This is a genomic window from Pseudomonas sp. USHLN015, assembly GCF_037153275.1.
Taxonomy (GTDB): Bacteria; Pseudomonadota; Gammaproteobacteria; order Pseudomonadales; family Pseudomonadaceae; genus Metapseudomonas; species Metapseudomonas tohonis.
Genome location: NZ_JBBCKP010000002.1, coordinates 403683 through 425208 on the forward strand (window position 1 = coordinate 403683; position 21526 = coordinate 425208).

At 65.0% G+C, this 21526-nt stretch carries 29 protein-coding genes; all 29 read right to left on the reverse strand.

The genetic code is table 11. From position 1 onward, the window contains the following. Positions 1–536: 536 nt before the first annotated feature. Positions 537–1259 carry a head decoration protein gene (locus WFQ67_RS05045; RefSeq protein WP_337056286.1) on the reverse strand — a complete coding sequence of 241 codons (723 nt, stop codon included), beginning with the start codon at positions 1257–1259 and terminating at the stop codon, positions 537–539. Between the two features lie 8 nt (positions 1260–1267). Then, complete coding sequence (locus tag WFQ67_RS05050) at positions 1268–1591, reverse strand: hypothetical protein (RefSeq protein WP_337056287.1); 324 nt, start codon at positions 1589–1591, stop codon at positions 1268–1270. Further along, positions 1584–2168 carry a hypothetical protein gene (locus tag WFQ67_RS05055; protein WP_337056288.1) on the reverse strand — a complete coding sequence of 195 codons (585 nt, stop codon included), beginning with the start codon at positions 2166–2168 and terminating at the stop codon, positions 1584–1586. The genes WFQ67_RS05050 and WFQ67_RS05055 overlap by 8 nt, the downstream gene beginning before the upstream one ends. A 26-nt stretch (positions 2169–2194) precedes the next feature. Next, positions 2195–3157: a hypothetical protein gene (locus WFQ67_RS05060; RefSeq protein WP_337056289.1), complete on the reverse strand. Its 963-nt coding sequence runs from the start codon at positions 3155–3157 to the stop codon at positions 2195–2197. Then, positions 3148–4518 (reverse strand): hypothetical protein, encoded by a 1371-nt coding sequence (locus WFQ67_RS05065; protein WP_337056290.1) that lies wholly within the window; start codon positions 4516–4518, stop codon positions 3148–3150. The genes WFQ67_RS05060 and WFQ67_RS05065 overlap by 10 nt, the downstream gene beginning before the upstream one ends. Continuing rightward, positions 4515–5060 carry a hypothetical protein gene (locus WFQ67_RS05070; protein ID WP_337056291.1) on the reverse strand — a complete coding sequence of 182 codons (546 nt, stop codon included), beginning with the start codon at positions 5058–5060 and terminating at the stop codon, positions 4515–4517. Before WFQ67_RS05070 ends, WFQ67_RS05065 begins: the two co-directional genes overlap by 4 nt. A gap of 3 nt (positions 5061–5063) precedes the next feature. Further along, on the reverse strand, positions 5064–6830 hold the full coding sequence (locus tag WFQ67_RS05075) for a hypothetical protein (protein ID WP_337056292.1): 1767 nt from the start codon (positions 6828–6830) through the stop codon (positions 5064–5066). Beyond that, the gene (locus WFQ67_RS05080) at positions 6830–7339 is read right to left on the reverse strand and encodes a hypothetical protein (protein ID WP_337056293.1); all 510 of its coding nucleotides are present in this window, start codon (positions 7337–7339) and stop codon (positions 6830–6832) included. Before WFQ67_RS05080 ends, WFQ67_RS05075 begins: the two co-directional genes overlap by 1 nt. Beyond that, positions 7339–9393 (reverse strand): hypothetical protein, encoded by a 2055-nt coding sequence (locus tag WFQ67_RS05085; protein ID WP_337056294.1) that lies wholly within the window; start codon positions 9391–9393, stop codon positions 7339–7341. The genes WFQ67_RS05080 and WFQ67_RS05085 overlap by 1 nt, the downstream gene beginning before the upstream one ends. A gap of 175 nt (positions 9394–9568) precedes the next feature. After that, on the reverse strand, positions 9569–9931 hold the full coding sequence (locus tag WFQ67_RS05090) for a hypothetical protein (protein ID WP_337056295.1): 363 nt from the start codon (positions 9929–9931) through the stop codon (positions 9569–9571). A 54-nt stretch (positions 9932–9985) separates the two neighbouring features. Beyond that, the gene (locus WFQ67_RS05095; protein WP_337056296.1) at positions 9986–10408 is read right to left on the reverse strand and encodes a DUF4124 domain-containing protein; all 423 of its coding nucleotides are present in this window, start codon (positions 10406–10408) and stop codon (positions 9986–9988) included. 66 nt (positions 10409–10474) lie between these two features. Next, positions 10475–11242, reverse strand: coding sequence for a hypothetical protein (locus tag WFQ67_RS05100; protein ID WP_337056297.1), 768 nt, complete (start codon positions 11240–11242; stop codon positions 10475–10477). A gap of 25 nt (positions 11243–11267) precedes the next feature. Next, positions 11268–11705: a hypothetical protein gene (locus WFQ67_RS05105; protein WP_337056298.1), complete on the reverse strand. Its 438-nt coding sequence runs from the start codon at positions 11703–11705 to the stop codon at positions 11268–11270. Next, positions 11702–12313, reverse strand: coding sequence for a hypothetical protein (locus tag WFQ67_RS05110; protein ID WP_337056299.1), 612 nt, complete (start codon positions 12311–12313; stop codon positions 11702–11704). Before WFQ67_RS05110 ends, WFQ67_RS05105 begins: the two co-directional genes overlap by 4 nt. Then, positions 12310–12864, reverse strand: coding sequence for a hypothetical protein (locus WFQ67_RS05115; protein ID WP_337056300.1), 555 nt, complete (start codon positions 12862–12864; stop codon positions 12310–12312). The genes WFQ67_RS05110 and WFQ67_RS05115 overlap by 4 nt, the downstream gene beginning before the upstream one ends. Continuing rightward, positions 12861–13184 (reverse strand): head-tail connector protein, encoded by a 324-nt coding sequence (locus WFQ67_RS05120; protein WP_337056301.1) that lies wholly within the window; start codon positions 13182–13184, stop codon positions 12861–12863. Before WFQ67_RS05120 ends, WFQ67_RS05115 begins: the two co-directional genes overlap by 4 nt. Next, positions 13185–13358 carry a hypothetical protein gene (locus WFQ67_RS05125; RefSeq protein WP_337056302.1) on the reverse strand — a complete coding sequence of 58 codons (174 nt, stop codon included), beginning with the start codon at positions 13356–13358 and terminating at the stop codon, positions 13185–13187. It abuts the gene before it with no gap. Between the two features lie 61 nt (positions 13359–13419). Then, a complete protein-coding gene (locus WFQ67_RS05130) occupies positions 13420–14580 on the reverse strand; it encodes a phage major capsid protein (RefSeq protein ID WP_337056303.1) in 1161 nt (386 codons plus the stop codon). Positions 14581–14582: 2 nt separating this feature from the next. Then, on the reverse strand, positions 14583–15245 hold the full coding sequence (locus WFQ67_RS05135) for an HK97 family phage prohead protease (RefSeq protein ID WP_236204565.1): 663 nt from the start codon (positions 15243–15245) through the stop codon (positions 14583–14585). A 17-nt stretch (positions 15246–15262) separates the two neighbouring features. Further along, positions 15263–16531 carry a phage portal protein gene (locus WFQ67_RS05140; RefSeq protein ID WP_236204566.1) on the reverse strand — a complete coding sequence of 423 codons (1269 nt, stop codon included), beginning with the start codon at positions 16529–16531 and terminating at the stop codon, positions 15263–15265. Continuing rightward, entirely contained in the window at positions 16531–18240 is a 1710-nt protein-coding gene (locus WFQ67_RS05145; RefSeq protein ID WP_337056304.1) for a terminase large subunit, read from the reverse strand. The genes WFQ67_RS05140 and WFQ67_RS05145 overlap by 1 nt, the downstream gene beginning before the upstream one ends. Continuing rightward, the gene (locus WFQ67_RS05150; RefSeq protein ID WP_337056305.1) at positions 18240–18620 is read right to left on the reverse strand and encodes a hypothetical protein; all 381 of its coding nucleotides are present in this window, start codon (positions 18618–18620) and stop codon (positions 18240–18242) included. Before WFQ67_RS05150 ends, WFQ67_RS05145 begins: the two co-directional genes overlap by 1 nt. Positions 18621–18686: 66 nt before the next feature. Further along, positions 18687–19100, reverse strand: a complete 414-nt coding sequence (locus WFQ67_RS30325; protein ID WP_442969570.1) for an HNH endonuclease — start codon at positions 19098–19100, stop codon at positions 18687–18689. A 2-nt stretch (positions 19101–19102) separates the two neighbouring features. Beyond that, entirely contained in the window at positions 19103–19426 is a 324-nt protein-coding gene (locus tag WFQ67_RS05155; protein WP_337056306.1) for a phage holin family protein, read from the reverse strand. Further along, positions 19419–19793: a putative holin gene (locus WFQ67_RS05160; RefSeq protein WP_337056307.1), complete on the reverse strand. Its 375-nt coding sequence runs from the start codon at positions 19791–19793 to the stop codon at positions 19419–19421. Before WFQ67_RS05160 ends, WFQ67_RS05155 begins: the two co-directional genes overlap by 8 nt. A gap of 200 nt (positions 19794–19993) precedes the next feature. After that, positions 19994–20581 (reverse strand): hypothetical protein, encoded by a 588-nt coding sequence (locus WFQ67_RS05165; RefSeq protein ID WP_337056308.1) that lies wholly within the window; start codon positions 20579–20581, stop codon positions 19994–19996. A gap of 10 nt (positions 20582–20591) precedes the next feature. Further along, a complete protein-coding gene (locus WFQ67_RS05170; protein WP_337056309.1) occupies positions 20592–20921 on the reverse strand; it encodes a hypothetical protein in 330 nt (109 codons plus the stop codon). Then, positions 20921–21211: a DUF1064 domain-containing protein gene (locus tag WFQ67_RS05175; protein ID WP_337056310.1), complete on the reverse strand. Its 291-nt coding sequence runs from the start codon at positions 21209–21211 to the stop codon at positions 20921–20923. The genes WFQ67_RS05170 and WFQ67_RS05175 overlap by 1 nt, the downstream gene beginning before the upstream one ends. 40 nt (positions 21212–21251) lie before the next feature. Then, positions 21252–21494 carry a hypothetical protein gene (locus WFQ67_RS05180; RefSeq protein ID WP_337056311.1) on the reverse strand — a complete coding sequence of 81 codons (243 nt, stop codon included), beginning with the start codon at positions 21492–21494 and terminating at the stop codon, positions 21252–21254. Positions 21495–21526 lie beyond the last annotated feature (32 nt).

Consider the following 21526-nt stretch of genomic DNA (forward strand, 5'->3'; position numbering starts at 1 on the left):
GGACGTTGCCCCGCCCGAGCCAACAACCACTGATGCAGAGGCTGGGGCCGCAATTGAAGAGAACGCGTAGGCGCCTGACCCTCCAGATTGAAGACCGTTTGCGGCTGCCCCACCACCTCCTCCAGGTTGGCCGCCCGCGGTTCCTCCGCCAGCACGACTGAGGCCACCAGATCCGCCGCGAGGGGCAGACCCTCCAGGGGAGCCATAACCATTGACATCCACCCCAGAACCAGCGCCGCCAGTCATGTTCAGTTGCCCACCGGACGCAGTCCCGCCAGCACCGCCATAGCCGCCGCTGCCAGCCTGGCCGCCAGTGCAGCTGATGGATCCGAACGACGAGGTGCCCCCGTTGGCGCCGTTGCCGCCAGCTGCGCCACCTCCCCAGACCTCGACCTCAATGCGAGTAGTGCCGGCCGCACGGGTCCAGGTGGTCGACGATCCAGCAGTCGAGTAGATCGTCTGGCGGACCAGCATAGGGGTCACCTGATCTTGGCGCGCGATGTCCTTGGGATCAGTACTCCTGCCGACGTGCTTCATCAGCCGATCACCGTGGCCCGGTACTGCCCGGAGGTTGGGGCCGTACCGAAGGTCAGCTGCACTGTGTTGGCGGTGTTGGCGACCCAGTCCGTGATCACACCGGCATTGGTTGCTGTTTCGCGCACGCTCACCACCACGTCCTGGGTGTTCAGGTTGTGGGTGACGGTGATGGTGGTGGCCGTGCCATCACCGATGGTTGCGGAGGCTTTGCGAGGTACAACCGAGGTGTCGACGGCGATGACGCCGCCTGAGATCGAGATGCCAGTCCCGGCGGTGTAGCTCGTGCCGGCGCCGACCTGGGTCCACACCAAGGCAGTGGTGCCAATGGTGATCGGGGCATCGGTGGTCATCAGCCAGACCTGATTGCCCTGGGTCGTGCCTTCGCTGACGAACACAGCAGCGCCCAGCGCCTCGGCGGCAGTGTCCATGTCGGTAGAGCGCGACCAGGAGCCGGAGGCCGCAACGTAGATGCCGTTGCCCGACCCTGCGGTCTGGTTCTTCACCAGAACCCGGTCACCAGCCACGACGCTGACGCCGTCGATGGTCTGGGCGCCGGACAGCGTGATGTTCGCCGTGGTAGCCGCGCGGACGGGCGTCTTCCAGGCATAGCCTTGGACTGCGGCGTCGAGCTGGGCCTTGGTGACCGCGTCCTGCGGGTTCGTGCCGTCGGCCATGCCGGTGACCTTGAACCCGTTCGCGTCAATCGTGTTGGTAAATTTCATGGGTGCTCCTAGTTGAAATAGGCGCTTCCGGTCTCCGGCCGCCCGTGGGTGATCTGGACGATGTCCTGGTCGATGTAGGTGATGTCCGGCTCGACTTTGCGGCCGGCGGAGTCGACGACGGTGACGCTGGGGAAGCGCTGCAGGTTGTGGGGGACCGTCCACACCGCCAGGGCGATGGCCTGATCCCACTGGAAGGTCGTTCCGCCCGGGGCGCCGTCACGGCCGGATGGCCCTTGCGGCCCGGTAGCAACAACCGCGACCGGGGCTCGCCGAGGCTCGGTGACGATCACCACCGGCTGCGCCACCACTACAGCTGGCGGGGTGTCAGCCATGGCAGCACCCTCCCCCGCTGCTGACGACCACTTCGCCGCGCAGCCAGCGCTCCACGCGGCCGTCGGTGTAGGTGAGGTCCAGGTCCCACTCGCCGCGCGTCCAGGTGATAGCGGCGGTTTGCTCGGTGGTGAGCACAATCAGAAGCTGCCCCAGACCGGTTACGGTCAGGCCATCGCCGAGCGTGAGGACGATAGGCGGGGCGCCCTCCCCTCTGATCTCGACTCGGGCCCCCATGCCGGTCAGGTCGACGGGGAGCTGGTACACCAGCACGCCGCCGCTTGCTTTCAGCTGCTGCCCATTGATGTCGTTGAACTCGACCGTGTCGGCGTCGACCACCCGGGTCATGCGGCCCACAGTGGTGGCCTTGTCCAGGTTCAGCCCCTGACCCTGCTGGATGCCTTCGGCCCAGGTCATCCACTCCCCGGGCAGGCCATGGCCAGGCACCGTCATCTTCAGCGGCGCGGTCGTCTGGATCGCCGTGATCGTCTTGTAGGTGTAGGTCGGCTGCATCAGCAGGAGCGGCTGCTGCAGGGTGGCGCCCGGAATGATGGGCAGGTCTAGGCGGGCCGGCGTCATGCTGGCTACTCCTTGTGTCAGGGGTGTCAGGCGCCGGCGGCGCGGTGCAGGCGGAAGAGCGGCGGGTTGGCGGCGGCCAGGTCAGAGCGCAGGAATTCCCAGGTATCGGGCGCGCCGGTGGACCAGCTGATGGACCGCTGCAGCAGCGTGTAGCGGCTGTTGCCGTCAGCTGAAACGCCCATCACAGGAGTTCCCACCGAGGCGGCGCGAACGAACGGAGAGCCGTTCGGGTGAGCGGCCAGCCAGTAGCGGCGCCCTCCAACCAGGACCGCTGGAACATCCAGGGTCACGGTGGCCTGGCCCGTGGATGCAGCCGATACGCTGCCTAGCGACCCGGAAATGCCAGCGCCCGGCCAGCCAGCAGCATCCGACTCGTAGATCCGCATGGTGATCACGCTGGAGGCCGCCGCGGTGGTGATAATCATCGACACTTGGTCGACGGTCATGTCGTGCGGAGGCACGAACGGCACCAGGTAGACCGTGTTCGCGGTCAGGAACTGCGTCGAGTTCGTGAAGCTCACCGGGACGCTGTCGGTCCAGGCGTCCTCCGGGATCTCGAACACCGGCACCGCCACCCACTCCTCGAAGCGCCGCATGTGGAGGCGGCCATCGTCGTTCACCTCCTCGATTCCACCACCAGGCCCCGTGCCACCGCCGGCGTCACGGAGCAGAGCGAGCAGACCAGCAGTCACGCGGCCGCTCACGACCGTGCCGGCCGGCCAGAGCCTGGCGGCGGTGCCTTCCTGGGCGCGGGCGATGGTCAGCACGCCCGATGCGTTGGCGGTGATCTTCACGATCTCCCAGGCGTTTTCCTGGCCCGACACATCGACGCCCATCAGGGTCGCCATGTAGTAGTCGCCCACGGCCAGCCCAGTGAGAAGCGCGGCGCGGTCGGTCTCGATAATCATGCTGGTGGCGTCGCTCGCCAGCTCGGCCTGCAGCGACGCAGTCCAGTTGTTCACGAACTGGGGTTTGGCCATCAGATCCATCCTACGATCCCCGCCGACAAGGCGGAGGCGATGTGAGTTACAGGGTTCCAGGCGCAGTAGGGCCTGGGCCCATACAACTTGTTGCGGTCGGGGAACGTGACGATCGCTGCCTGGTGGCTCTCGTCCATGACCAGCGGGCCGAGCGGAGTAGTCGGGCAGGCAGCGCCGATGTAGCGGTGCACTGTCTGGGGCGCCCCCGTCTCCTGCAGGCTCACGTAGAGCCCGATCAGGTTGTTGGAGAACGCCACGATGTCCGCATGATCGCCAGCCAGGACGCCGCCGATGGAGTCGCGGGGCATCAGGCGTTCGCGCAGGGTCAGCGGCCCGACTGCGTCCACCGGCGACTCCTCGCCGGAGAAGGTCTGGCTGTAGATCGTCTCCCCGTTGAGGGTGCCAAAGGCTGTGATGGTCCCCGGCGGCGACTCGTTGAACAGGCTGGCCAGGTCCACCTCGCAGGCCAGCGTGCTGTCGACCTTCAATTGCCAGAGGAACCTGGAGCGCTTCGTGCCACCGTCGACGGTCATATGCTGCTCGGCCTCCTCGCGCCGGTACAGCAGGCACGGAATCGGCAGGCCGGACTCGTTGAACCAGGCCGCCCAGATCCGATCGATGATCTCCCGGGTTTCGGTGCCTTGGGCGGATATAGGGCCTGAAGTGCCATATTCCACCACCAGATCAGACTCATAGCCCGAGGTGCCCAGCGTCTCGGCCCGGGTGTAGAGCACGGTGATGTTGGCGGCGAACGGCGTAGCGGCGCCGCCGGTGACCTCAACCAGCAGGAACCCCACCGGCATGGGCCGTTCGAGCGGGCCGTAGGCCGCATCACGCACATACAGCATTAGGATGGCCTTACGGCCGTCGCTGCTGATGTCGATTGGCACCGGCCATTGGTTGTAGGGCAGCTCTCCTTCGCCGAAATCCAGGCTCGGGGTGCTCTGCCCGTTATCCGCCGGCCAGGTCACCGTTATGGCCTTGGTCTGCGGGGGCTTGCCGAACTCGCCCATGCGCTTTGCCTGCGCACCATCCAGGTCGATGATCCAGCGCGTGCCGTCCGGCGAGCAGTAGAGCCAGCCGCCCAGGCCCTGCCCGTAGAGCGCCGTGCCGCTCAGGATCGCCTCGTTCCACCATTGCCGCCCTGCTGCTTCGTCCTCGGCCGCCTGCTCCGGCGTGCGCCAGGTCAGCGGCGTCCCGGGGACGTGGATACGGTAGTTCGTGCTGCCGGTGAGCGGGTGCTCGCGCGTCTCGCCGTTGGGCAGCACGATCTCGCCCTGGCTGGGGTTGGACGCTGGACGGATCAGGCCGTGCCAGGGCCAGCCCCACACGTTGACCTTGTCGGTCAGCACCCCTTTGACATTCATCATGCCGGCGGCTCCGCAAGGAAGATCACCGCGTCGGCCTCGGCGTCATCCTTCAGCCGCAGCGTTTTGATTGGCATCACCTCGAGCGTGAAGATCCCGTCCGAGCTGGTGAGCATGCGTGTGCCGTAGTAGTCCCGATCCGGGACCGTGATGCCTTCAACTACCTTGGTCTGCTCGGTCAGCGGGCTGGCGATGCCTCCACCGGCTCCGCCGGAACTCGGCGTTGAGGGGTCCCAGTACCCGAATCCACGCGTTGCTGAACGGCCTCCAGTTTTCTCCCGCGGCGCCAGATTCTTGCCCTTCCGCTCCGGCGGCTTGAGCGAGTTCAGGTCGTCCGGGAGGGTCTTGCCGCGGCGCTGCTCCTCGAGGCTCCGGCCAACCGCGCGGCGTGCCGCTTCGGATGACTGGGCCCGGCCGGCGGCGATCGCCTGGCGGGAAGAGTTCCGGGAAGCCTCGGAGGTGGCTGCGCGCGACGCCTCAGAAGTCGAAGCGCGCGAAGCTGCCATGCCATCCGCGATGGCGCGGCGCTCGTCTGCAAGGGTCATGGGTTACAGCTCCAAGTGATCGGTGGGGACGCTGACGCGGTAGGTCTTGGTGGCTTCCACCGGGAACTCGTCCATGTGATCCGCTGGTATCTCTCCAACTTCGAAGCGGAAGTTGTAGGGAAAGAGTTCGAGGCCCGGGTTGATGTCGAGATCCGTCTCGTCGTAGTTACCGCTGAACCCGTTGAGCGCATGGTCGTAGATCGGGCTCTCGTTACGCCCCCCAAGTTGGGTGGGAAGATCTATCAACGGCCAGGGCTCTCCGGGCGGGGTGCTGTTCGGCGTGGCCGGCGGTGTCAGCGGGTCAGTCTCACTGCTACCGCCCTGGCTGACCGCCAACTGGAAGTTTGTGTAGCAGCGGCCGCTCTTCAGGTCCCACTCGTCGATGATGTTGACCACCTTCGCCTGGCAGCTGATGGGGTGGCCCAGCACCTGGTCCTCGATGCGCACGGTGTGCTCGAGGCGAATGCCAACCGCCTCAGCTGTTGGTAGCGTGAAGGCGAACCGGTTGCCGCGGTGCGCGCTGAGAATCGAGACCCTGCCCATCGCCAGGATGGTGCTGAGACCGAGCTGGCGGCGCTCCTCATTGCGGATATCCACCACGTAATCGCCGAGGGAGTCCTGCACAGCGCCAGGCTCTGGCGAGGTGTAGGTGGCATTGAGGAAGGTCTGCTCCTGGTCGCTCTCCGTGTCCATCGCAATGCGGTCTCGGGTGATGACTTGGCCGGCCTGAGCGACGCTGGCAGGCGCCTCGAGGCGCAGTGTGTACTGCTCGGTTACCCGCTGAGCCCAACGAATAGCGCTGGTCCAGCTGGCACGCAGAATCAGATCCGGGTACTCGTTTCGCCAGCCTGCAGGTGGATCGCAATAAACGCCGCTCTCAGGTAGGCGCAGCCAGTAAGCGCCGTCCAGGATGGCGGTGAAACCGCCGCCCTCACTGGCGTCCTTGATCATCTGAATGGTCGGCACCTGGCTGGAGTCGTGCCGCCACACACAGAACCCCGTTTCGATGGAGTCCCCGACGATGTCTGGATGCTTCCAGGTGAAAGCCTGGTGCCGCTCGCGCAGACGGATGAAGCGGTAGTCCGCCTCGATCTCGACGACGTTGATTCGCTCGGACAGCTCTACCGGCAGGTAGTCGATGCTCTGGAAGATCGCCGTGTCGGGGCCGATCAGCCAGTGCGGAGTGCTGGTGGCCGCCCATGGCGTGACCTGCAGCTGCCCCTCGACCGAGCGCTGGAAGCTCACCGGCAGGGTGCTCAGGCGCTCCTTGGCGTAGGTCCAGCGGGACCGGCCCTCGGTTGGCTCGAACACGTCCGGCGACCACAGCCCGCCCACCATGGCGTCGATCTGATCGATCGGCATCGGCTCCACCACCTCGTTGAGGCGGTCGCTGCACTCGCAGGCCAGTATCCGGGTCTGCAGGCTGAAGCGCGGGCGCTCGACCTTCCCGCGAAAGCGCAGCACCTGCACATCCGCGTCCGCCTGGTGGTGGATGAAGTGGATCTCCACGTCCTGGCCGATGTAGCTGTCGGGGTTCACGGAGCCGGCGTCCAGCAGCAGGCTGAAGTCGGCGATGCAGCGCGCGAACTCCTCGCGCTCGATGCGGATGGTGCCTGTCAGGTACTCGGTCGCGTCGACGCCGTTTAGCAGCAGCTGCACGCTCCAGAGGATGGAGAAGGCCGGCTCGACCTCGCAGGTGACAATTCCTGGGACGAGCTGGGCCCCGCCGTTCAGGGTTGCCCCGTTCAGCGTGATTCCGTTGATCTGCATTAGACCTCCCTGGCGTCGAACGACCAGGCGTAGGGGAACTGGCCCGCGCGCAGCGCCTCCTCGGGCGGCTCGCAACTGACCATGAAGCGCGGCATCCAGCCGACCTTGTAGCTGGTGGCGCCTGCCTTGGGCGTGATTTCGAAGTTGTTGCCGGTCATCGTGATCGCGGTCGGGACCTCGCGGTTCCCTATTCGGGCCAGCGCCCAGGGCGCCACGTCCGGACGTATCTGCCCCGGGATGACCCCTTCCAGCGTCAGCGGGATCAGGTAGCGCGGCTTTGTGCAGAGCAGCTCCAGCGGCTCGTCGAAGTTGAGGCCGTCGAAGCCAAGGCCCATCAGGCCCGCGCCGCTGATGGTGATGACCGTCTTGCGGAAGTGCACCATCTTGACCAGGGTGCCGCCGGTGCGGCGGTCCTCCGTTACGCCGTCGCCGGCCGACTGGTAGCTCTGCTCCGGGAAGCCGCCGCTGGCGAGCGGGGTGATGGCCAGGCCGCCGAGTTTCACTTCCATCAGCTGACCCCTCTATCGCCGAACTTGCGGGCTTCGTTGCGGGCGCCGAGCCCTTCGATGGTTGGTTGATCGGCGTACAGCCTGTGACTGGTGCCGTCAGGGAACTGGATGATCACGGTGCCGAGGCTGCCCACCCCTCCCCCGCTCACCGCGGCAGCGGTGCCGACCAGGCCGCCCGTGGCGAAGCGCGGGAGGCTCATACCGTTGAGCGCGGAGAGCATGCCGACGCCGTACTTCTGCACGGCCGCAGCCTTGACGACGAACTCCCCATTCGAGAGCCACGACAGGATGCTGTCGCTGGTCCCGGTACCAGGGCCGCGAATGTGGCCGCCTTGGGCGTTGGCCTGGATAGGAACCGATGTCCCGCCCGCGGTGGTCGGGGCGTTGATCTTCGGGGTGACGGTCAGGCTCTGGCCGATGCTCTCGCCCAGCTTCTTGAATTTCTCCATGATCGCGTTCACCTCCTCGTCCGGGAGGTTGATGGTCACCTTCACGTTGGTGACATCGGCGATCTCGGCCTTCAGCTCCTTGACCGAGGCCTTCGCCTCGTCGACGGACTTCTGGGCCTTGTCCAGCTTGATCTTGTCCGCCGACTCCTCGATCGCCTGGAGCTCCTTGATGATCCCGGCGAAGCCGTATGTATTGCCGCCCTCCTCCTGGATCTTCTGCAGCACATCGAGCGCAGCCTGGGCCTTGGTCTTGGCGCCCTGGAGGTCGTTGGACGACAGCGCATCGCGCGCGGCGACCTTCAGCGCATTGGCCTGGCCGAAGCTCGCCTCGCCCGCGGGTCCAGCGTTGACCTTGGCCAGGGCGTCCCTGTAGCGCTTGGCGGTGTCGAGCTGGGCCTTCTTCGCCTTCTCCAGGTCAGCGGTGGCCTTGCTCTCCTGCTTCACCTGCTCGGCCAGGTAGGCCTTGGAATCGTTCAGCAGCTGCTTCTGGATCGCTGTCAGGTCGTCGGCGTGCTGCTGCGCTTCGCCGGCGGACTCGCCCATGCCGGACACGGCGGCGTCGAACTGGTCGGCGGCAGCCTGGGCGCGGTCGGCCATGGCCTGCTCGCCGTACTCGCCATTCCAGAGGCTGGTGAGTTCGCCCTTGGTCTGGCCGATGTTCTCGCCGATGTCAGAGACTCCATCCTTGATGGTGTTGGCGGCGCCCTCGAAGTTGCCCTGGAGCGCCTGCACGGCAGCGGCGAACACCGCGCCCAGCACCCCTCCAGCTTGCTTGAAGGCGCCGGCCAGGACGATCCAGACGCTGGTCAGCAGCTTCAGCCCAGTGCCGAGCACGCCCGCCGACTCGGCCGCTTTGCGGCTGTCCTTGGAGAAGGTCAGCAGGTAGCCGGCCACGTCGTTCAAGGCCGGCAGCAGGTTCACCGCCACTCGTTGCCCCGCCGCCTCGGACGAGGAAGCCAGCACATCGAGGGTGTCGTTGAACTGCCCGGCGTCGGCATAGGCCTGGTCGTCCAGCACCAGGCCCAGCTCCTTGGCCTCGTCGATCAGCGCCTGGATGCCGGAGGCGCCGCGGTTGAGCAGCGGCAGCAGCTTGGCTCCGGACTTGCCGAAGACATCCATGGCCAGCGCCGACTTCTGGGCGCCGTTGGGCAGCGCGGCCAGCTTGTCAGCGACCTCGAGCAGCAGCTGGTTGGTGCCCTTCAGGATGCCGTCCTGGTTGCGCAGGCCGACGCCCAGTTGGTCGAAGGCGGCCGCCTGCTTCTTGGAGCCGTTGGCGGCGGCGACGATGTTGGCATTGAACTTGGACAGCGTGGCCGATAGGGCCTCGCCCTCAATGCTGGCGAACTTCGCCGCGTACTGCAGGCCCGCGAACTCGCCGGCCGCCATGTTGGCGCGCTCGGCCAGTTCGCCAGTGATGTCCACGGCGTCGATGCTGCTGCGCACGTAGTCGACGATCGCGGCGCTCGCAATCGCTCCGGCCAGCGCCGCGCCGGCTGCCTTCGCGGCCTTGGTCAGGCTCTTGACCTGGCCCTCGGCCTCGTCGAACGCCTTCTTCGAGTTGTTCTTGCCGTCGATGACAAGCTGGGTGGTGATCTTGCCGGTCATGACTTGAGTTCCTTGAGGACCGCCTCGAAGCCCTTGCGGTCGGCCTGGGCGCCCCGGGCGACAATCAGTGCCAGGTGCGCGGCTTGGCGGTCATCGGTGGCGATGGCCGTGCAGAAGGCTTCGATTTGCGGGAGGGTGTATTCCTGGATGCTGGCCCAGGGGTGGCCGGCGCCGATCAGTTGCTGGGCGACGTCTGCCCAGCCACGAACTGCTGTGCCTTCACCAGGGCCCGTCCGAAAAAACTGGAGTTCGCCATGACGACGTGGATCATCAGCTCGACGGCCACAGCGGCCGGCAGCCGGGACAGGCGCCACCGGCTGAGGGTGGTGCAGTGCAGCAGGATGACCTTCAGACCGCCGGTCTTCTTGGCGTAGCTGTAGATCTCCTCGTTGGTGAATTTGCCCAGCATCACGAACAGGTCGGAGGCTGCCTGGCCAAAAGCCTCGAAGTGGCGCATGCGCACCGGCAGGATGCGAACCTTCTTGCGCCCTACCGTAACCGGGACCGGCTCAGGGAAAAGGATCTGGATGTCGCTCATGCGAGCTCCCATAAAAAAACCCGCCGAAGCGGGTTTAGTTGGTGATTCTGGTGGCTATTTCTGGTTACACGGGACCATGACTTCCCTGGCGCCTGCGACACCTCGCCGTTTTCCATCTTTGCCCACTTCCGTGTAGCTGTAAGGGACCATCACTTTTTTCATGCACGGCTTGATATACACCGGCACCGGCACTTCCACCGGAACCTCCTTGTAGACGATCTCCGGCTCGGGAGCCTTGGGCTTCGGCTTGGGCTTGGGCGCCACGTAGGTCTTGCTCGGGTCAGCCAGCTTCACAGCCGGGCCCTCGCCGCTCGGGCGAGCGGCCGACTTGACTTCGACCTCGCCGCCCTGGGTGTCGCCGGGGCACACATTCTGCGCAAAGGTCACCTTGCCAGCGGCGTCGGTGCACTTCACGACGGTAGCGGCATGGGCCGCGGTGCTGCATGCCAGGGCTGCAGCGATGATCCAGAGACGCACAGGGCTTCCCTCCTTGGGTGGCAGATGGCTGGGAATGTATCCCTTGAGATGCATTCCCGCCACCGGTCAGGCCTTGCGCTCGACCTCCCACTGCCACATCGCCGCTTCGTTCGCGTCGAAGATGGCGGGGTCGGCCAGGAGGGTGATCTGGATCGGCACGGTTCCGAACTCGGCGCCCTGGTTCAGGGGGATACCGCCGTTCAGCGCGATCTTCGCGTAGAAGCACTGGATGCGGCGGATGTTGCCATCGCCGCCCTCGTTCTTCTGGCCGACCATCAGGCGGTAGAACTTCTGACCTTCCACGAAGGGCTTGATCAGGTCCACGGTCGGGTGGGTGTAGCTGATCAGGATGGGCAGCTTCTTGTCGGTGCCGCTCACCGCCGCGATGTCTGCCGCCAGCTCACCGCCGGGCAGGATGCGCACGCCGCCGGGCAGGACGGAATAGTCGATGTTGCGGGCGTAGGTGGTGGTGCCAGCGGAGTCGGTGACTTCGGTTACGTCCAGCGTCAGCTTGTCCAGCTTGATCACGCGGTCGATGCGGGCGTCGTGCGCCTCATCGGTCACGGTGCCGCTGGGCACGGACTCGACGGAGCCATAGAGCACGATGGCAGCAGCCTCGGCGCTGAAGGAAACCGCCTCGCCGCTCAGCACGATCTGGCTGGTGGAGGTCACGGAGTCCAGGGTCGGCAGGCCGATACGGGTCGGGTCCGGGATGGTGATCTCGGTGGTGGTCGGCTCGGCCGTCATATTCTGCAGCTTGAACAGCTCCTGCAGGTTCCAGCTCGGGTAGGGTGCGACGAAGCACGGCCCACGGAAAAGTTGGGTGTTGAGCATGGGTCAATCTCCTGGCCTGTGGCCGTCAGTTGTAGGTTTCGGCGTAGATCACGCCCACGGTGACGAAGAGCGATCGAGTGGCCACGCCCTGGGCGGCGCGGTAGGTGTATTCCATCGAGTCGTCGTCATCGACGAGGCCTGGCAAGCGCTCGTCCCAATCGTCCTGGCCGAAGCCCAGGGCGCGCAGGATGTCGACGCCGGCATCGTCCAGCAGGCTGTCGTCGGCGCTGCTGTTGAACACCACCTCAATCTGGTAGGTGCGCAGGCGCGTCGCCTGGGTGCCGGCCGTACTGGTGCGCCGGTCCTGCAGGACGCGCAGCACCAGGTAGGGCGGGGCCTGTTTTTCCTTGCCGTTGTCGCTACCGGTGAAGACGGCCTTCACATCCATGCTGTAGCCCCGGGACTGGCCGATCTGCTCGAGGCGCTCCTTCACCTGCCTGGTGATCTCGCTGGCTTTGCTCATTTCGATCCTCTGGCGGCACGGTCGATTTCGCGTCGGATGCGCCGCTCGAACTCTTGCTGCAGGAAGGCGTTCACCCAGCGGATTGAGCTGGTGTCGGTCAGCTGCTTGAACCAGTAGGCGACGCTCACGGCCTGGGCGTTCTGCAGCGCGCGGGCGTATTCGTAGCTGGTGATCTGCGGGTTCTTGGTCTTCGGCCCGATCTTCCGGGCCTTGCTGCTGCGCGTGGACAGCGGCTGCTTGCTGCCACTGGACGGGTTGACGAAGCCGGCGGCGACCTTCTTCCCGTTCAGCCCCGCCACCCATACCCGGGCGCGGGTGGCGTCAATGGCGTCGAAGCCCCAGGACTTGTAGCGGATCACGTCCACGCCGGAGCTGGACGGGATGATTCTGGCGTTCAGCCGGCGGCTGTTGGCACGTTTGATGGCCAGCCGCTGGCGGACCTCGGCGTCAGCGATGAATGCCGCGATCGGCTTCAGGTAGATGTCACGCCGGGTCCTGGTGGCGGTGGTGTTCAGCGCTCCGCGAATGATCGGTTCGACGGCCTTGCCAATGGCGGCCAGCCTGGCCCGCGCCATCTCCTCGCCGACCAGGGTGACGGACAGCTTCATGACACCTTCTCCAGCCAGAGGCCGCGCACCACGCCGTCGTCGCTGTCAGCAGCCAGCCACAGGACGCAGTAGCGATCGCGGCCGACGACTACAATGTCGTCCTGCTCCACGCGGCCGGCCTCGATCAGGGCCACCTCCCCGTAGATGCGCAGCACAGGACCTTGATCGCTGTCGGGGCTGACGTACGGAACGTCGAAGGCCAGGAACACGCGGCAGCACTTCGGCGCCTGGCGCTGGCGGATCACCTGACCAGGTGCGCCCATCAGCTCGTCGGCGGTCACGCGCAGTTCGGCGCGGGTACCGATGGGGTCACGGACACTGGTCACGTGGAAGAGCCGCTGGTCGTGGCGCAGGTAGCGGCCGATGATGATCGACGGGTTGTACCTGGCCCGGATGTCCACCCGGATCGGGTTGCGCAGGCCGGCGGGAGCCGGAGGCGCTGCGTTCTCCTGGGTGATGATTCCAACCCAGACCTTGCCCAGACAGTGCTCTTGCAGGTCGCCATCAAGCTCGAGTAGCTCGGCGCGGTGCCGAATCTCGCCGGCTCTCATCGGAAGGATCTCCGTGACCAGAGCAGCGCTTCAACGCCGAAGGGTAGCGCTGCAGTCGAGACACCCAACACAGTCGCTTCCCGGTTGTTGTACCAGTGGCCCACCAGCAGCAGGATGGCCTGCTCCACGTCCTTGGTGAGCAACATCTGAGTGCTCAGGTCGATCGGCGGGGCGTCGGGATCAGTAGGCTCTGCAACGATCTCGCGGTCGCAATACTTCTCCACGTGCGCCTTGGCTGCGTCGAGGTAGCCCTGGATCAACGCGTCCTCCTCGCCGTGCTCGACCCGGAGGTGTTGCTTCACGAGCTCCAGGGCAACCATTTACTTCGACCCCTTCGGCTTCTTCTCTTCCTTGGGCTCTTCAACGACCTCGGCCAACTCCATGCCCACCAGGGCTTCGGCGATGTCGTCGCGAACACTGCGCACCTCGTCGGCATCGACCGTCCCGAGGTGATAGTGAGAGAACTGCCTCAGCGCTTTGATTTTCGTAGCCATGCGTCAATCCGGAGCGGTTGCCCGCCCCGGCCTCGTTGCTGTTGGGTGGTCCCGCCAATCCTTACGGAGTGGGGGTGGTGAAGGCGCCGTCGATGATCGCGGCCGGGCGGTAGTGAGCCAGCGCCAGGCGCTCCTCGCAGAGAACGGTCAGCATGTTCTTCACGAAGTTGTCGCGGTCCTCGCGGCTGACCTCGATGGTGGCGTCCATGCGGTCCCAGATCTGGGAAGCCAGATCGAAGGCGCCGACAGTGAACTGGCCCTGCGGCTGCGCCTTGGTGGCCACAACCGGCAGGCCCCACATCACGCGGGCCGCAAAGGCAGCCGGGCCGCCGAAGATGTAGCGGCCCTGGTCGTCCTTGAGCAGCGCGATGGCGTGCCAGTCACGGGGGTTGAGGATGATGCCGCTGGCCTCGAACTCGGACTCGGACACCTGGAAGATCGCGTGGGCGATCTGGTCAGCCTTGGTGTCACCAGTGGCGTTCAGGGCGGTGTCGTAGTCAGCCGCCACCGGCTTCAGGCCCAGCAGGTTGTCACCGGTGCCGTTGCCGGTGAGCAGCTGAGCTTCCTCGGCAAGGGCCAGGCCGTACAGCAGGCGGTTGTTGAGGTAGGACTCCAGCGCCGGGGCGTCGTCCATGATCTGGCGGCTGGCCTGCACCCAGTGCGCGATCGTCTTCACGTTCGCGGTTTCCTTGGTGAAGGTCAGGTTCGACTCGGGCTTCAGAGCGCCCTCAGCCACCGGCGCCGCGCTGTTGGTGAACACGTTCTCGCGCACGTACTCCAGCGAGTTGCTGGAGATTCGACCCTGGGCGAGCAGGTCGCGGATGGTCAGGCGGCGAAGGCCGGGCATCAGGATGCCGGGGATGGCCATCGGCTGCACCAGGGCGCCAGCAGAAGTGCTGCCGCTGCCGATAGCCTTCTGGAAGGTCTTGACGTCGACCTTGCTGGACTTGCCGTCCCAGCCCTTCATCAGGTCTTCAGCGGTGCGTTCGGCGAACGACTTGGTGACGGCCGGATCGTCGGCACCCTTGGTCAGCTTCTGCTCCAGGTCGAACAGGCGGGTACCGGCGGTTTTCAGCTCATCGCTGACCTTGGCCAGGTCGTCCTGCAGCTGCTTACTGACAGCGCCGTTGGATTCGATTTCCTTCTTCTGGGCATCGAACAGACCCTGGATTCGGGTCTGGGATTCTTCGATGGCCTTCTGGATTTGAGCAAGTTCGCTCATGTTCAAGTCCTCAGTTCAAAGTTTTGGATGCGCGCAACGAGCGCGGCGATGTCGTCGCCGCCTTCGGAATCGCTCCGAACTGCGGACTTGATGCAGGCGATCAACGCCTGCGCCTCGGACTTGGAGAAGCCAGCCGAGTCCCTCAGCCAGTGCTCCACGTCGCGGATGGTGATTTGGCCGCCGAGGCTCTTGAGCGACGCGACGGTCGCTGCCTCGTTGGCGGGTTGGGTGCAGATGCTGATCTCGCTCAGGCGCTGCACGTTCTTGAACGCGCGGCCGGTGCTGATCAGCTCGAAGTCGTCGCGGCCGGCGGCGAAACCGACGGACATGCCGTCGACGGTGCCGTGCGCCATGGCCGCCTTGATGTCAGCCGCCGTGGAGTGGCCTGGGGTGAGAGAGCCACGCACGAACAGCCCCTTGGCGTCCTCCTCGATGCTGTCCCACTTGCCCACCGGGATCTCCCAGGAGCGATGGTTGAAGAACATCGATACCTTTCGGGTCTGGCTGGCCAGGGCGTTCTTGAAGGCCCCGGGCAGGATGATGTCGCCGTCGGAGTCGGTCACGCCGAAGACCGAGGCGTAACCCTCGAACACGCCCTCGGTGGAAGCGCCGACGAATTTCAACTCGGCGTGCTCGAAGGCCAGCGTCTTGTGGATGTTGGGCATTACAGCCTCCAGAAAAACTAAGCCCCGCTGGGTGCGGGGCTTGGGTTGCCGAGTTGTGTGATCGGTACGTTCTGCGACTGTCGCGTCGCGACATCGCCGCCGGGGAGTGGCGGCAGGTTGTCCAGGCGTCGCAGTTCGTTGATGGTTCTGAGCCCCTTGTCCACCATGACGCCCATAAATGCAGCTCGGGCAGCAGAATCTCCGCGCAGCAGCCCGTCCAAGTTGTGCTCAGCGTGATAGCGGGTGATTTCTTTCGGCGGCACCAGCCAGCGCCAGATCGAGGCCTCCCAACGTCCTGTGTAAGGCGCGAGGGTGTATTGCAGGAAACCGAGGTTCTGCTGCTCCAGACCGGTTACCCAGCCGCCAGCCCTGTCCACATCACCAACCAGGTGCGGAGGTACGCCATAGAAGCGGGCCAACTCGCTGACCTGGAACTTGCGGGCCGCCATGGTCTCGGCGTCCTGCGGGCTGACGCCGATCGCCTGAGTGGTGAAGCCGGCCTCAAGCACCCACAGGCGCTTACGAACCGGGCCGCCGGCGATCTCCTTGAAGTTCTCGTCCAGTTGTTCGCGCTGCTCGCGGCCCAGCGTGGTCCCGTTGGTCATGAGGATCTGCGGGGACTTGGCGCCGTTGGCGTAGAAGTCGCGCTGCTGGTCTTCCATTGCGATTGCCACGCCGGAGGATTTGGCCCCGAAGGCAATCGGCGAAAGTCCAACCAGGCCGTTAAAGCCAAATCCTTTCAAGTGGAGGATCTCGCTCTGGCTGAACTCCGCATACTCTTTGTCGCGCCGGTACTTGTAGACGACGCGCTTGTTCTCCAGGCGGACATCCATGTTCGCGGAAAGCATCGGAATCAGCGAAACGACGCCACCCACACTGTTGCGCTCGATCAACGCATAAGCGTTTCCGTAGACAGCCAACTGCATGGTCATGGCCTCTCGGAACTCGAGGGCCGTCATGTAGATATTCGGCGAGTACTGCAGCAGGCGAGCCAGCGGATTATCCAGGCCGACCTTCTTGCGCTCCCCGTTCACCGTCTCAAAGACATCCAGCGGCAGGCTGGCGGTTACGGTGCTGATAAGGCGGACGCAAGCCCACACCGTCGAGATCTGCATGATGCGCTCGTCGGTAACCATGGACTCGCCGACGGCGCCGCTCGCAGAGATGGGGCCGGTCTGTGACCCCTTCTCCGGCGTCACCAGGCGGCCTCCCGTGAAGAAGGCCGCCATCCGCGCCCAGATGGGGCTGCGGGTGCGCAGGTCAATGCTGTAGTCGGTATCGGCCATCACATGCTCATCGGTCGGTTGAGGAAGTCATCGATGGGCGCTTCGTCCATCGTGCTCAGGGCCCGGCCAAGCGCCATGATCAAGGCGACGATGCCGTCGATCTTGTTCTCTGGCCGCTCCTTGCGGGGGTAGATGTTCTCCTTGGCGTCGATCTGCGCGACGACGTTGGACGCCATCCAGGACAGCACCGGACAGCCGCCGTGGGCCATGAGGCGCTGAGTAACCAGCTTCTCCAGCTCCTTCATCGGCTCGCTGAAGTTGCGGACCGTGGCGCCCACCTCGACCATGGTCATGCTCTCGCGCTCCATCTCCTGGGCGAGTTGCGTGGCCTGCCAGGGGTCGTAGCCGATCTGCTGTACGTCGAAGCGCCCTTGGAATTCGCGGAGGTCGTCCTTGATGACTTCGAAGTCGATTACCTCGCCGTCGGTCAGGGTCAGCAATCCCAGCTTGTCCCATTCGTCGTAGCGCTGGGCGTTGACGTCATCGGCCTCGATGACGCGCGCTTCCGGCAGGTAGTAGCGGCCATGCACGTGCCAAACGGGGTCATCGACCACGGGCGGGAACAGGAGCACCGCGGCCACCACGTCGATCTTCGACGCCAGGTCGAGGCCGATAAAGCAGGGCCTGTTCTCCAGTTCCGCAAGCGACTTGCGGGGTTTCGCCTCGCCCCAGCGCAACATGTTGAGCCAGGCCGACTTGGCCCCGACCCACTCGTTCAGATGCTTGGTGCGGAACACCGATTGCTTCCGGGGCGACTGCATGGCGGCGCGCAGGCGGGCCTGCAGGTAGTCGGCTCCAACGGAAACCCCGTAGTTCGGGTTCGCCTTGATCATGTTGGCCGGGTCGGTCCAGTCGTCGCCCTTGTCTATCGAATAGAGCATCGCCCACAGATCGGGCTGGTCGGCGCCGGGGACCTTCTCCAGCATCTTCTCGGCGTCGCGCACCAGCTCATGGCACGGGCCGCCGATATTTGAGCCGGCCGTGGTGATGACCAGCAGCACCGGCTGATCGCGGGCGCCCATGCCGGTCTCCATGGTGTCGAAGAGCGAGCTGTCGTGGTGCTCGTGGTACTCGTCGATCAGGGCACAGGACGGGCTGGCGCCGTCGCCAGGCTTGCCGATCACCGGTTCGAAGCGGGAACCGTCCTCGAGGCGGACCATGTTCGAGGCGTTAACGTCGATGTCGAAGTGCTCACGCAACGGATTCGTGCGCTCGACCATCAACTTGGCGGGCCGGAAGACCTCCCAAGCCTGCTTCTCCGTGGTCGCCCCCGAGTAGACCTCGGCGCCGAACTCGTCGTCGGCACAGAACATGTAGAGCCCCACGCCTCCGGCGATGATGCTCTTGCCGTTCTTGCGCGGGACGAAGATGACTATGACGCGGAAGCGCCGGAACTTGGTCTTCCTGTGCACCCACCCGAAGGGGATGCAGACCGAGAACAGCTGCCAGGGCTCCAGCTTGACCTTCATCTTCCGGCCAGCCCACTTGCCCTTCGTGTGCGGCAGCTTCTGGAGGAAGCGAGCCACGCGCTCGGCCTTGGCAGGGTCGAAGATGTAGGGGAACGACGGCGAGGCTTTCCGCTTCCGGTCGTCGAGGTGTCTCTGGCATGCCAGCTTCACCATCTTGCAGGCGACGATCTTCCCCTCCACCACGTCGCGCGCGTACTTCTCTGCCGCGCGCACGAACGGATAGGTCTTCTTGGTCGTCATCAGAATTCTCCGAACTCGTTGCCCTTGGGCTTCTTGCTGCCGCCGGCCACCTTGGCGCGGTCGGCTGGGGTCATGCCGAACTTCCCGAGCAGTGCTTCCAGGCGGACCAGCTTGGTCGCCGGGAACTCCACCGGATCGGTGCGGAACTGGTTGAGCAGCTGGGCGGCGATCTCCAGCGCAAGGCGGTCGGAGTCGGTCAGCACATCGAGCGGGGCGCACCCCGCAATCTCATTCCATGCGTGAAGGGCGCCCCCGTTCAGGTGAGGCGGCGGTGCTGACAGTGCACCGACGGTCTGCGCATCCTCGCGGGCGCGGTCTGGGTTTTTCTTGAACGCACCGGTCAGCTCAAGCACGTTCGTCGGCTTGCGTGGCCTGGCCATTTCTGGGAATCCGAATTTTGTGGAAATGGAAAAAAGGCTCCCGCCGTCGTTCGGCCTTCGGAGAGATCAGAGTTTTTCCCCTCCCCCCTGGCCTCCCGTGAGGCCTACCCGGCATCCGACGCGGTTGTGGCATCCCCTGCACAGGGACCGCAGGTTGGACCAGTCCAGCGCGAGGTGAGGCGCTTCCTTGAAGGGCACCCGGTGGTCGACGATATCCATCTCCACCACCTTTCCACGCTGTTCGCACTCCTCACACAGAGGGTGCGCGCGCTTGAACTGAGCCCGGCATGCTTGCCATGCCTTCGACTTGTAGAACCTGTCGCTCACGTCTCGCCGCTGGTTGTAGGCGGCGTGCACCTTCTTCATATGCTCAGCACGACGCTGGTCGGCCAGCACCTGGTGGCGAGGACAGTGAGCAGAGCCACGCACCAACTCACGGCAGCCAGGCGTTGCGCATGGCTTCAGGGAGCGTGCGGGCATGACTATCTCCGACGGCGGTCAGTGCCGTCCCAATGACTGGACCAGTTGAGCTGGACGATTCGGGCTACGTTGCCGCGGGCAAGAACTACCAGCACCGCGAGCCAGGCCAGCACCAGGGCAAGCCAAGGCGACACCGGATCTACCGAGGCGCCGGACAGCAGGTGAAGCACAGCAGTGAGAACGAAGCATCCAGTGCATGCAGCCAAGGCGTAGGCGCACAAGCCCATGCCAATGCGAAACCGCTCGCCTTCGGGCTGCCAAGTGATGATGCGAAGGAAGGTAACGGCGCACGAGAGCACAGCCACCAGAGTCCAGAACTCAGCCATTGCGACCTCCGAATCGATCGAGGAGGAAGCGTACCCATTGGGGCATCTGGCCTCCCCTCAGCCACTCTAAGGCAGTAACGCCCAGCGTGACCACGAACAGGGCGCCTACGAAGGCCGCCCACCCGGAGGTTCGAGCGAAGCCGTAGCCGAGTAGTTCAGCGGACAGGTAGTAGCCAGCGATCCAGCTCACGAGGAAGTAACCCAGGCGATCCCAGGTTGCGAGCTCACGAGCAAACACCACAAAGAACATTGAGCCCGCGAAGGCTCCCACGACCGCATTGAGGTCCATCCCCACAACTGCCGCGCCTGCTACCGCACCGGATGCAGCGGTCACGCCAAGGGCGGCGCTGAGGCTCGGCTCTGCCATGCGGGTACTCCATGAATAAAAGGCCCCTGGCGGGGCAAGGGCGCTGCTGCTGATGAGGGGAGCAGCGCAGAGCAAGATGGGGCGCTATGCGCCAGAAACGAAAAAGCCCCAGCGGTATGGCCAGGGCTTTGTCGGAGTCGGTCCTCGCAACGCGTAAGATCGACAGGATGGAAATACTCTCGGCCATCCGGCCATTTGCGTCAAGCCACCGCCGCCCCATTGAACGCAGGCAGCAGCCCTTCACGATCCAGGATCTCGCCAGCCTCGATCAGCGCCAGGTTCACCAGTTCGTCTAGAGCCTTGAAGATGCCGGACCTCCAGCGGCGCTTGGTGCGCTCTGGCGAAGCATCGAGGTCCCAGGTGTTCATGTCGTAGAAGCTGGCCGGCAAGGCCAGGATCTGGGTGGACCGCTTCAGGCCATCAGCCCCGATCGGCTTGCCCTTCATGGGCGGAACAGCCCAGGCCACTACTGCCTTCTTGCGGAACAGCCCAGGCGCAGGCGTCACGATCAGCGCATCGAGTCGACCGATGGCCTCCAGCCGCCGCGCGTGGTGCGTGCTGTACTTGGCCACGAGCGCAAACCAGAGTCGAGACGGGAGCTCACTGTGCAGCCTGGCATGCACCCAGCAGTCGATCTGCATGCGCAGCTCAGGGCTGACCGATGCACCGCGCCCGCCAGGCTGGTTGATGTGGTCGATCAGCTTCTGCCAGGACTGCTTGCTGGTGTTGTCCAGCGCCTCGGATGCCATTGCAGAGACGACGGCCGCCAGAACGGATTTGTAAACCATGGTTACCCCCTCAATCACCTGTCCAGTTACCGCCGCCCTTGCCGGCGGGGTTGTGTCTTCCCGTGTAGTCCTCGTGCGCTCCACCTTTCTTCTCGCCTTCGTACTGAGCGAGTAGGCGGTTGGCTCGGTTGAGCCTGAGCCGTAGCTGAACCACCATGGAATCAGAGCTCAGCGCCTCGCCTGTGTCCCGGTTCACCAGGCCAGAGCCGTTGCAGGCCGCGCATGCTCCTTCGAAGAAAATCCCCTTGATGACGCCCAGGCCCTGGCAGATCTCGCAGCGCCCCAGCGGGATCACGCCGATCTTCCTGTCCGGCCCATGCCGCTTCGGGATCATCGCCATCAGAACTCCTCGATCGCCCAGCCGCCGCCCTTGGCCTTCTGTACGCCGAGGAACCGGAACGGGTACTGATCAGCGGCCACCTTGGTCTTGACCCGGGCGTCGTCGGTCCAGAATCCCTTGACCTCGTGCACCTCGAGCAATCCCTCGGCGTTCATCACGAAGAAGTCGGCGGTGTAGAAAGTGTTGTTCGCCAGGCGGAGCTTCACTCCCTCGAAGCGATACCACTGGATCTCACCAGCCAGCAGCCGCTGCTTGAGCATCGACTCGTAGGACGCCTCGGTCTTGTTCATGGACCCGGCTTTCAGGCGGCCCAGAGCCTGGAGGCGTCGCTTAGCCAGCATTGACCACCTCCCGCACCAGTTCGCGCTCGATCCACTTGGCCGCGCCAATGGCGGTAGGGAAGACGCCAAAGCTTCGGCCATCCGCCATCCGGGTCCTGTACATCCAGCACGGGAAACCGTCCTGGGTGCCGAACTCTGCTGTCACAGAGTGGCCTTGCTTCTCGTGCCGGTACTGCTCCACCCGCACCCATCCCATCGCCACCAGCTCCGGGTCGTGCATCTTCAGGTTCACCGTGTAGCCGTCCGGGTGGCGCTTGTGAGTCA

Excerpts from the sequence above, each read along its gene's own strand:
- WFQ67_RS05065 (WP_337056290.1), bottom strand. The coding sequence starts at position 4,518 with ATGATGAATGTCAAAGGGGTGCTGACCGACAAGGTCAACGTGTGGGGC.
- WFQ67_RS05165 (WP_337056308.1), bottom strand. The coding sequence starts at position 20,581 with ATGGTTTACAAATCCGTTCTGGCGGCCGTCGTCTCTGCAATGGCATCC.
- WFQ67_RS05055 (WP_337056288.1), bottom strand. The coding sequence starts at position 2,168 with ATGACGCCGGCCCGCCTAGACCTGCCCATCATTCCGGGCGCCACCCTG.
- WFQ67_RS05135 (WP_236204565.1), bottom strand. The coding sequence starts at position 15,245 with ATGCCCAACATCCACAAGACGCTGGCCTTCGAGCACGCCGAGTTGAAA.
- WFQ67_RS05070 (WP_337056291.1), bottom strand. The coding sequence starts at position 5,060 with ATGACCCTTGCAGACGAGCGCCGCGCCATCGCGGATGGCATGGCAGCT.
- WFQ67_RS05120 (WP_337056301.1), bottom strand. The coding sequence starts at position 13,184 with ATGGTTGCCCTGGAGCTCGTGAAGCAACACCTCCGGGTCGAGCACGGC.
- WFQ67_RS05105 (WP_337056298.1), bottom strand. The coding sequence starts at position 11,705 with ATGAGCAAAGCCAGCGAGATCACCAGGCAGGTGAAGGAGCGCCTCGAG.
- WFQ67_RS30325 (WP_442969570.1), bottom strand. The coding sequence starts at position 19,100 with ATGCCCGCACGCTCCCTGAAGCCATGCGCAACGCCTGGCTGCCGTGAG.
- WFQ67_RS05145 (WP_337056304.1), bottom strand. The coding sequence starts at position 18,240 with ATGACGACCAAGAAGACCTATCCGTTCGTGCGCGCGGCAGAGAAGTAC.
- WFQ67_RS05175 (WP_337056310.1), bottom strand. The coding sequence starts at position 21,211 with ATGAACAAGACCGAGGCGTCCTACGAGTCGATGCTCAAGCAGCGGCTG.
- WFQ67_RS05100 (WP_337056297.1), bottom strand. The coding sequence starts at position 11,242 with ATGCTCAACACCCAACTTTTCCGTGGGCCGTGCTTCGTCGCACCCTAC.
- WFQ67_RS05170 (WP_337056309.1), bottom strand. The coding sequence starts at position 20,921 with ATGGCGATGATCCCGAAGCGGCATGGGCCGGACAGGAAGATCGGCGTG.
- WFQ67_RS05125 (WP_337056302.1), bottom strand. The coding sequence starts at position 13,358 with ATGGCTACGAAAATCAAAGCGCTGAGGCAGTTCTCTCACTATCACCTC.
- WFQ67_RS05110 (WP_337056299.1), bottom strand. The coding sequence starts at position 12,313 with ATGAAGCTGTCCGTCACCCTGGTCGGCGAGGAGATGGCGCGGGCCAGG.
- WFQ67_RS05060 (WP_337056289.1), bottom strand. The coding sequence starts at position 3,157 with ATGGATCTGATGGCCAAACCCCAGTTCGTGAACAACTGGACTGCGTCG.
- WFQ67_RS05045 (WP_337056286.1), bottom strand. The coding sequence starts at position 1,259 with ATGAAATTTACCAACACGATTGACGCGAACGGGTTCAAGGTCACCGGC.
- WFQ67_RS05085 (WP_337056294.1), bottom strand. The coding sequence starts at position 9,393 with ATGACCGGCAAGATCACCACCCAGCTTGTCATCGACGGCAAGAACAAC.
- WFQ67_RS05090 (WP_337056295.1), bottom strand. The coding sequence starts at position 9,931 with ATGAGCGACATCCAGATCCTTTTCCCTGAGCCGGTCCCGGTTACGGTA.
- WFQ67_RS05140 (WP_236204566.1), bottom strand. The coding sequence starts at position 16,531 with ATGGCCGATACCGACTACAGCATTGACCTGCGCACCCGCAGCCCCATC.
- WFQ67_RS05050 (WP_337056287.1), bottom strand. The coding sequence starts at position 1,591 with ATGGCTGACACCCCGCCAGCTGTAGTGGTGGCGCAGCCGGTGGTGATC.
- WFQ67_RS05150 (WP_337056305.1), bottom strand. The coding sequence starts at position 18,620 with ATGGCCAGGCCACGCAAGCCGACGAACGTGCTTGAGCTGACCGGTGCG.
- WFQ67_RS05080 (WP_337056293.1), bottom strand. The coding sequence starts at position 7,339 with ATGGAAGTGAAACTCGGCGGCCTGGCCATCACCCCGCTCGCCAGCGGC.
- WFQ67_RS05155 (WP_337056306.1), bottom strand. The coding sequence starts at position 19,426 with ATGGCTGAGTTCTGGACTCTGGTGGCTGTGCTCTCGTGCGCCGTTACC.
- WFQ67_RS05075 (WP_337056292.1), bottom strand. The coding sequence starts at position 6,830 with ATGCAGATCAACGGAATCACGCTGAACGGGGCAACCCTGAACGGCGGG.
- WFQ67_RS05115 (WP_337056300.1), bottom strand. The coding sequence starts at position 12,864 with ATGAGAGCCGGCGAGATTCGGCACCGCGCCGAGCTACTCGAGCTTGAT.
- WFQ67_RS05130 (WP_337056303.1), bottom strand. The coding sequence starts at position 14,580 with ATGAGCGAACTTGCTCAAATCCAGAAGGCCATCGAAGAATCCCAGACC.
- WFQ67_RS05160 (WP_337056307.1), bottom strand. The coding sequence starts at position 19,793 with ATGGCAGAGCCGAGCCTCAGCGCCGCCCTTGGCGTGACCGCTGCATCC.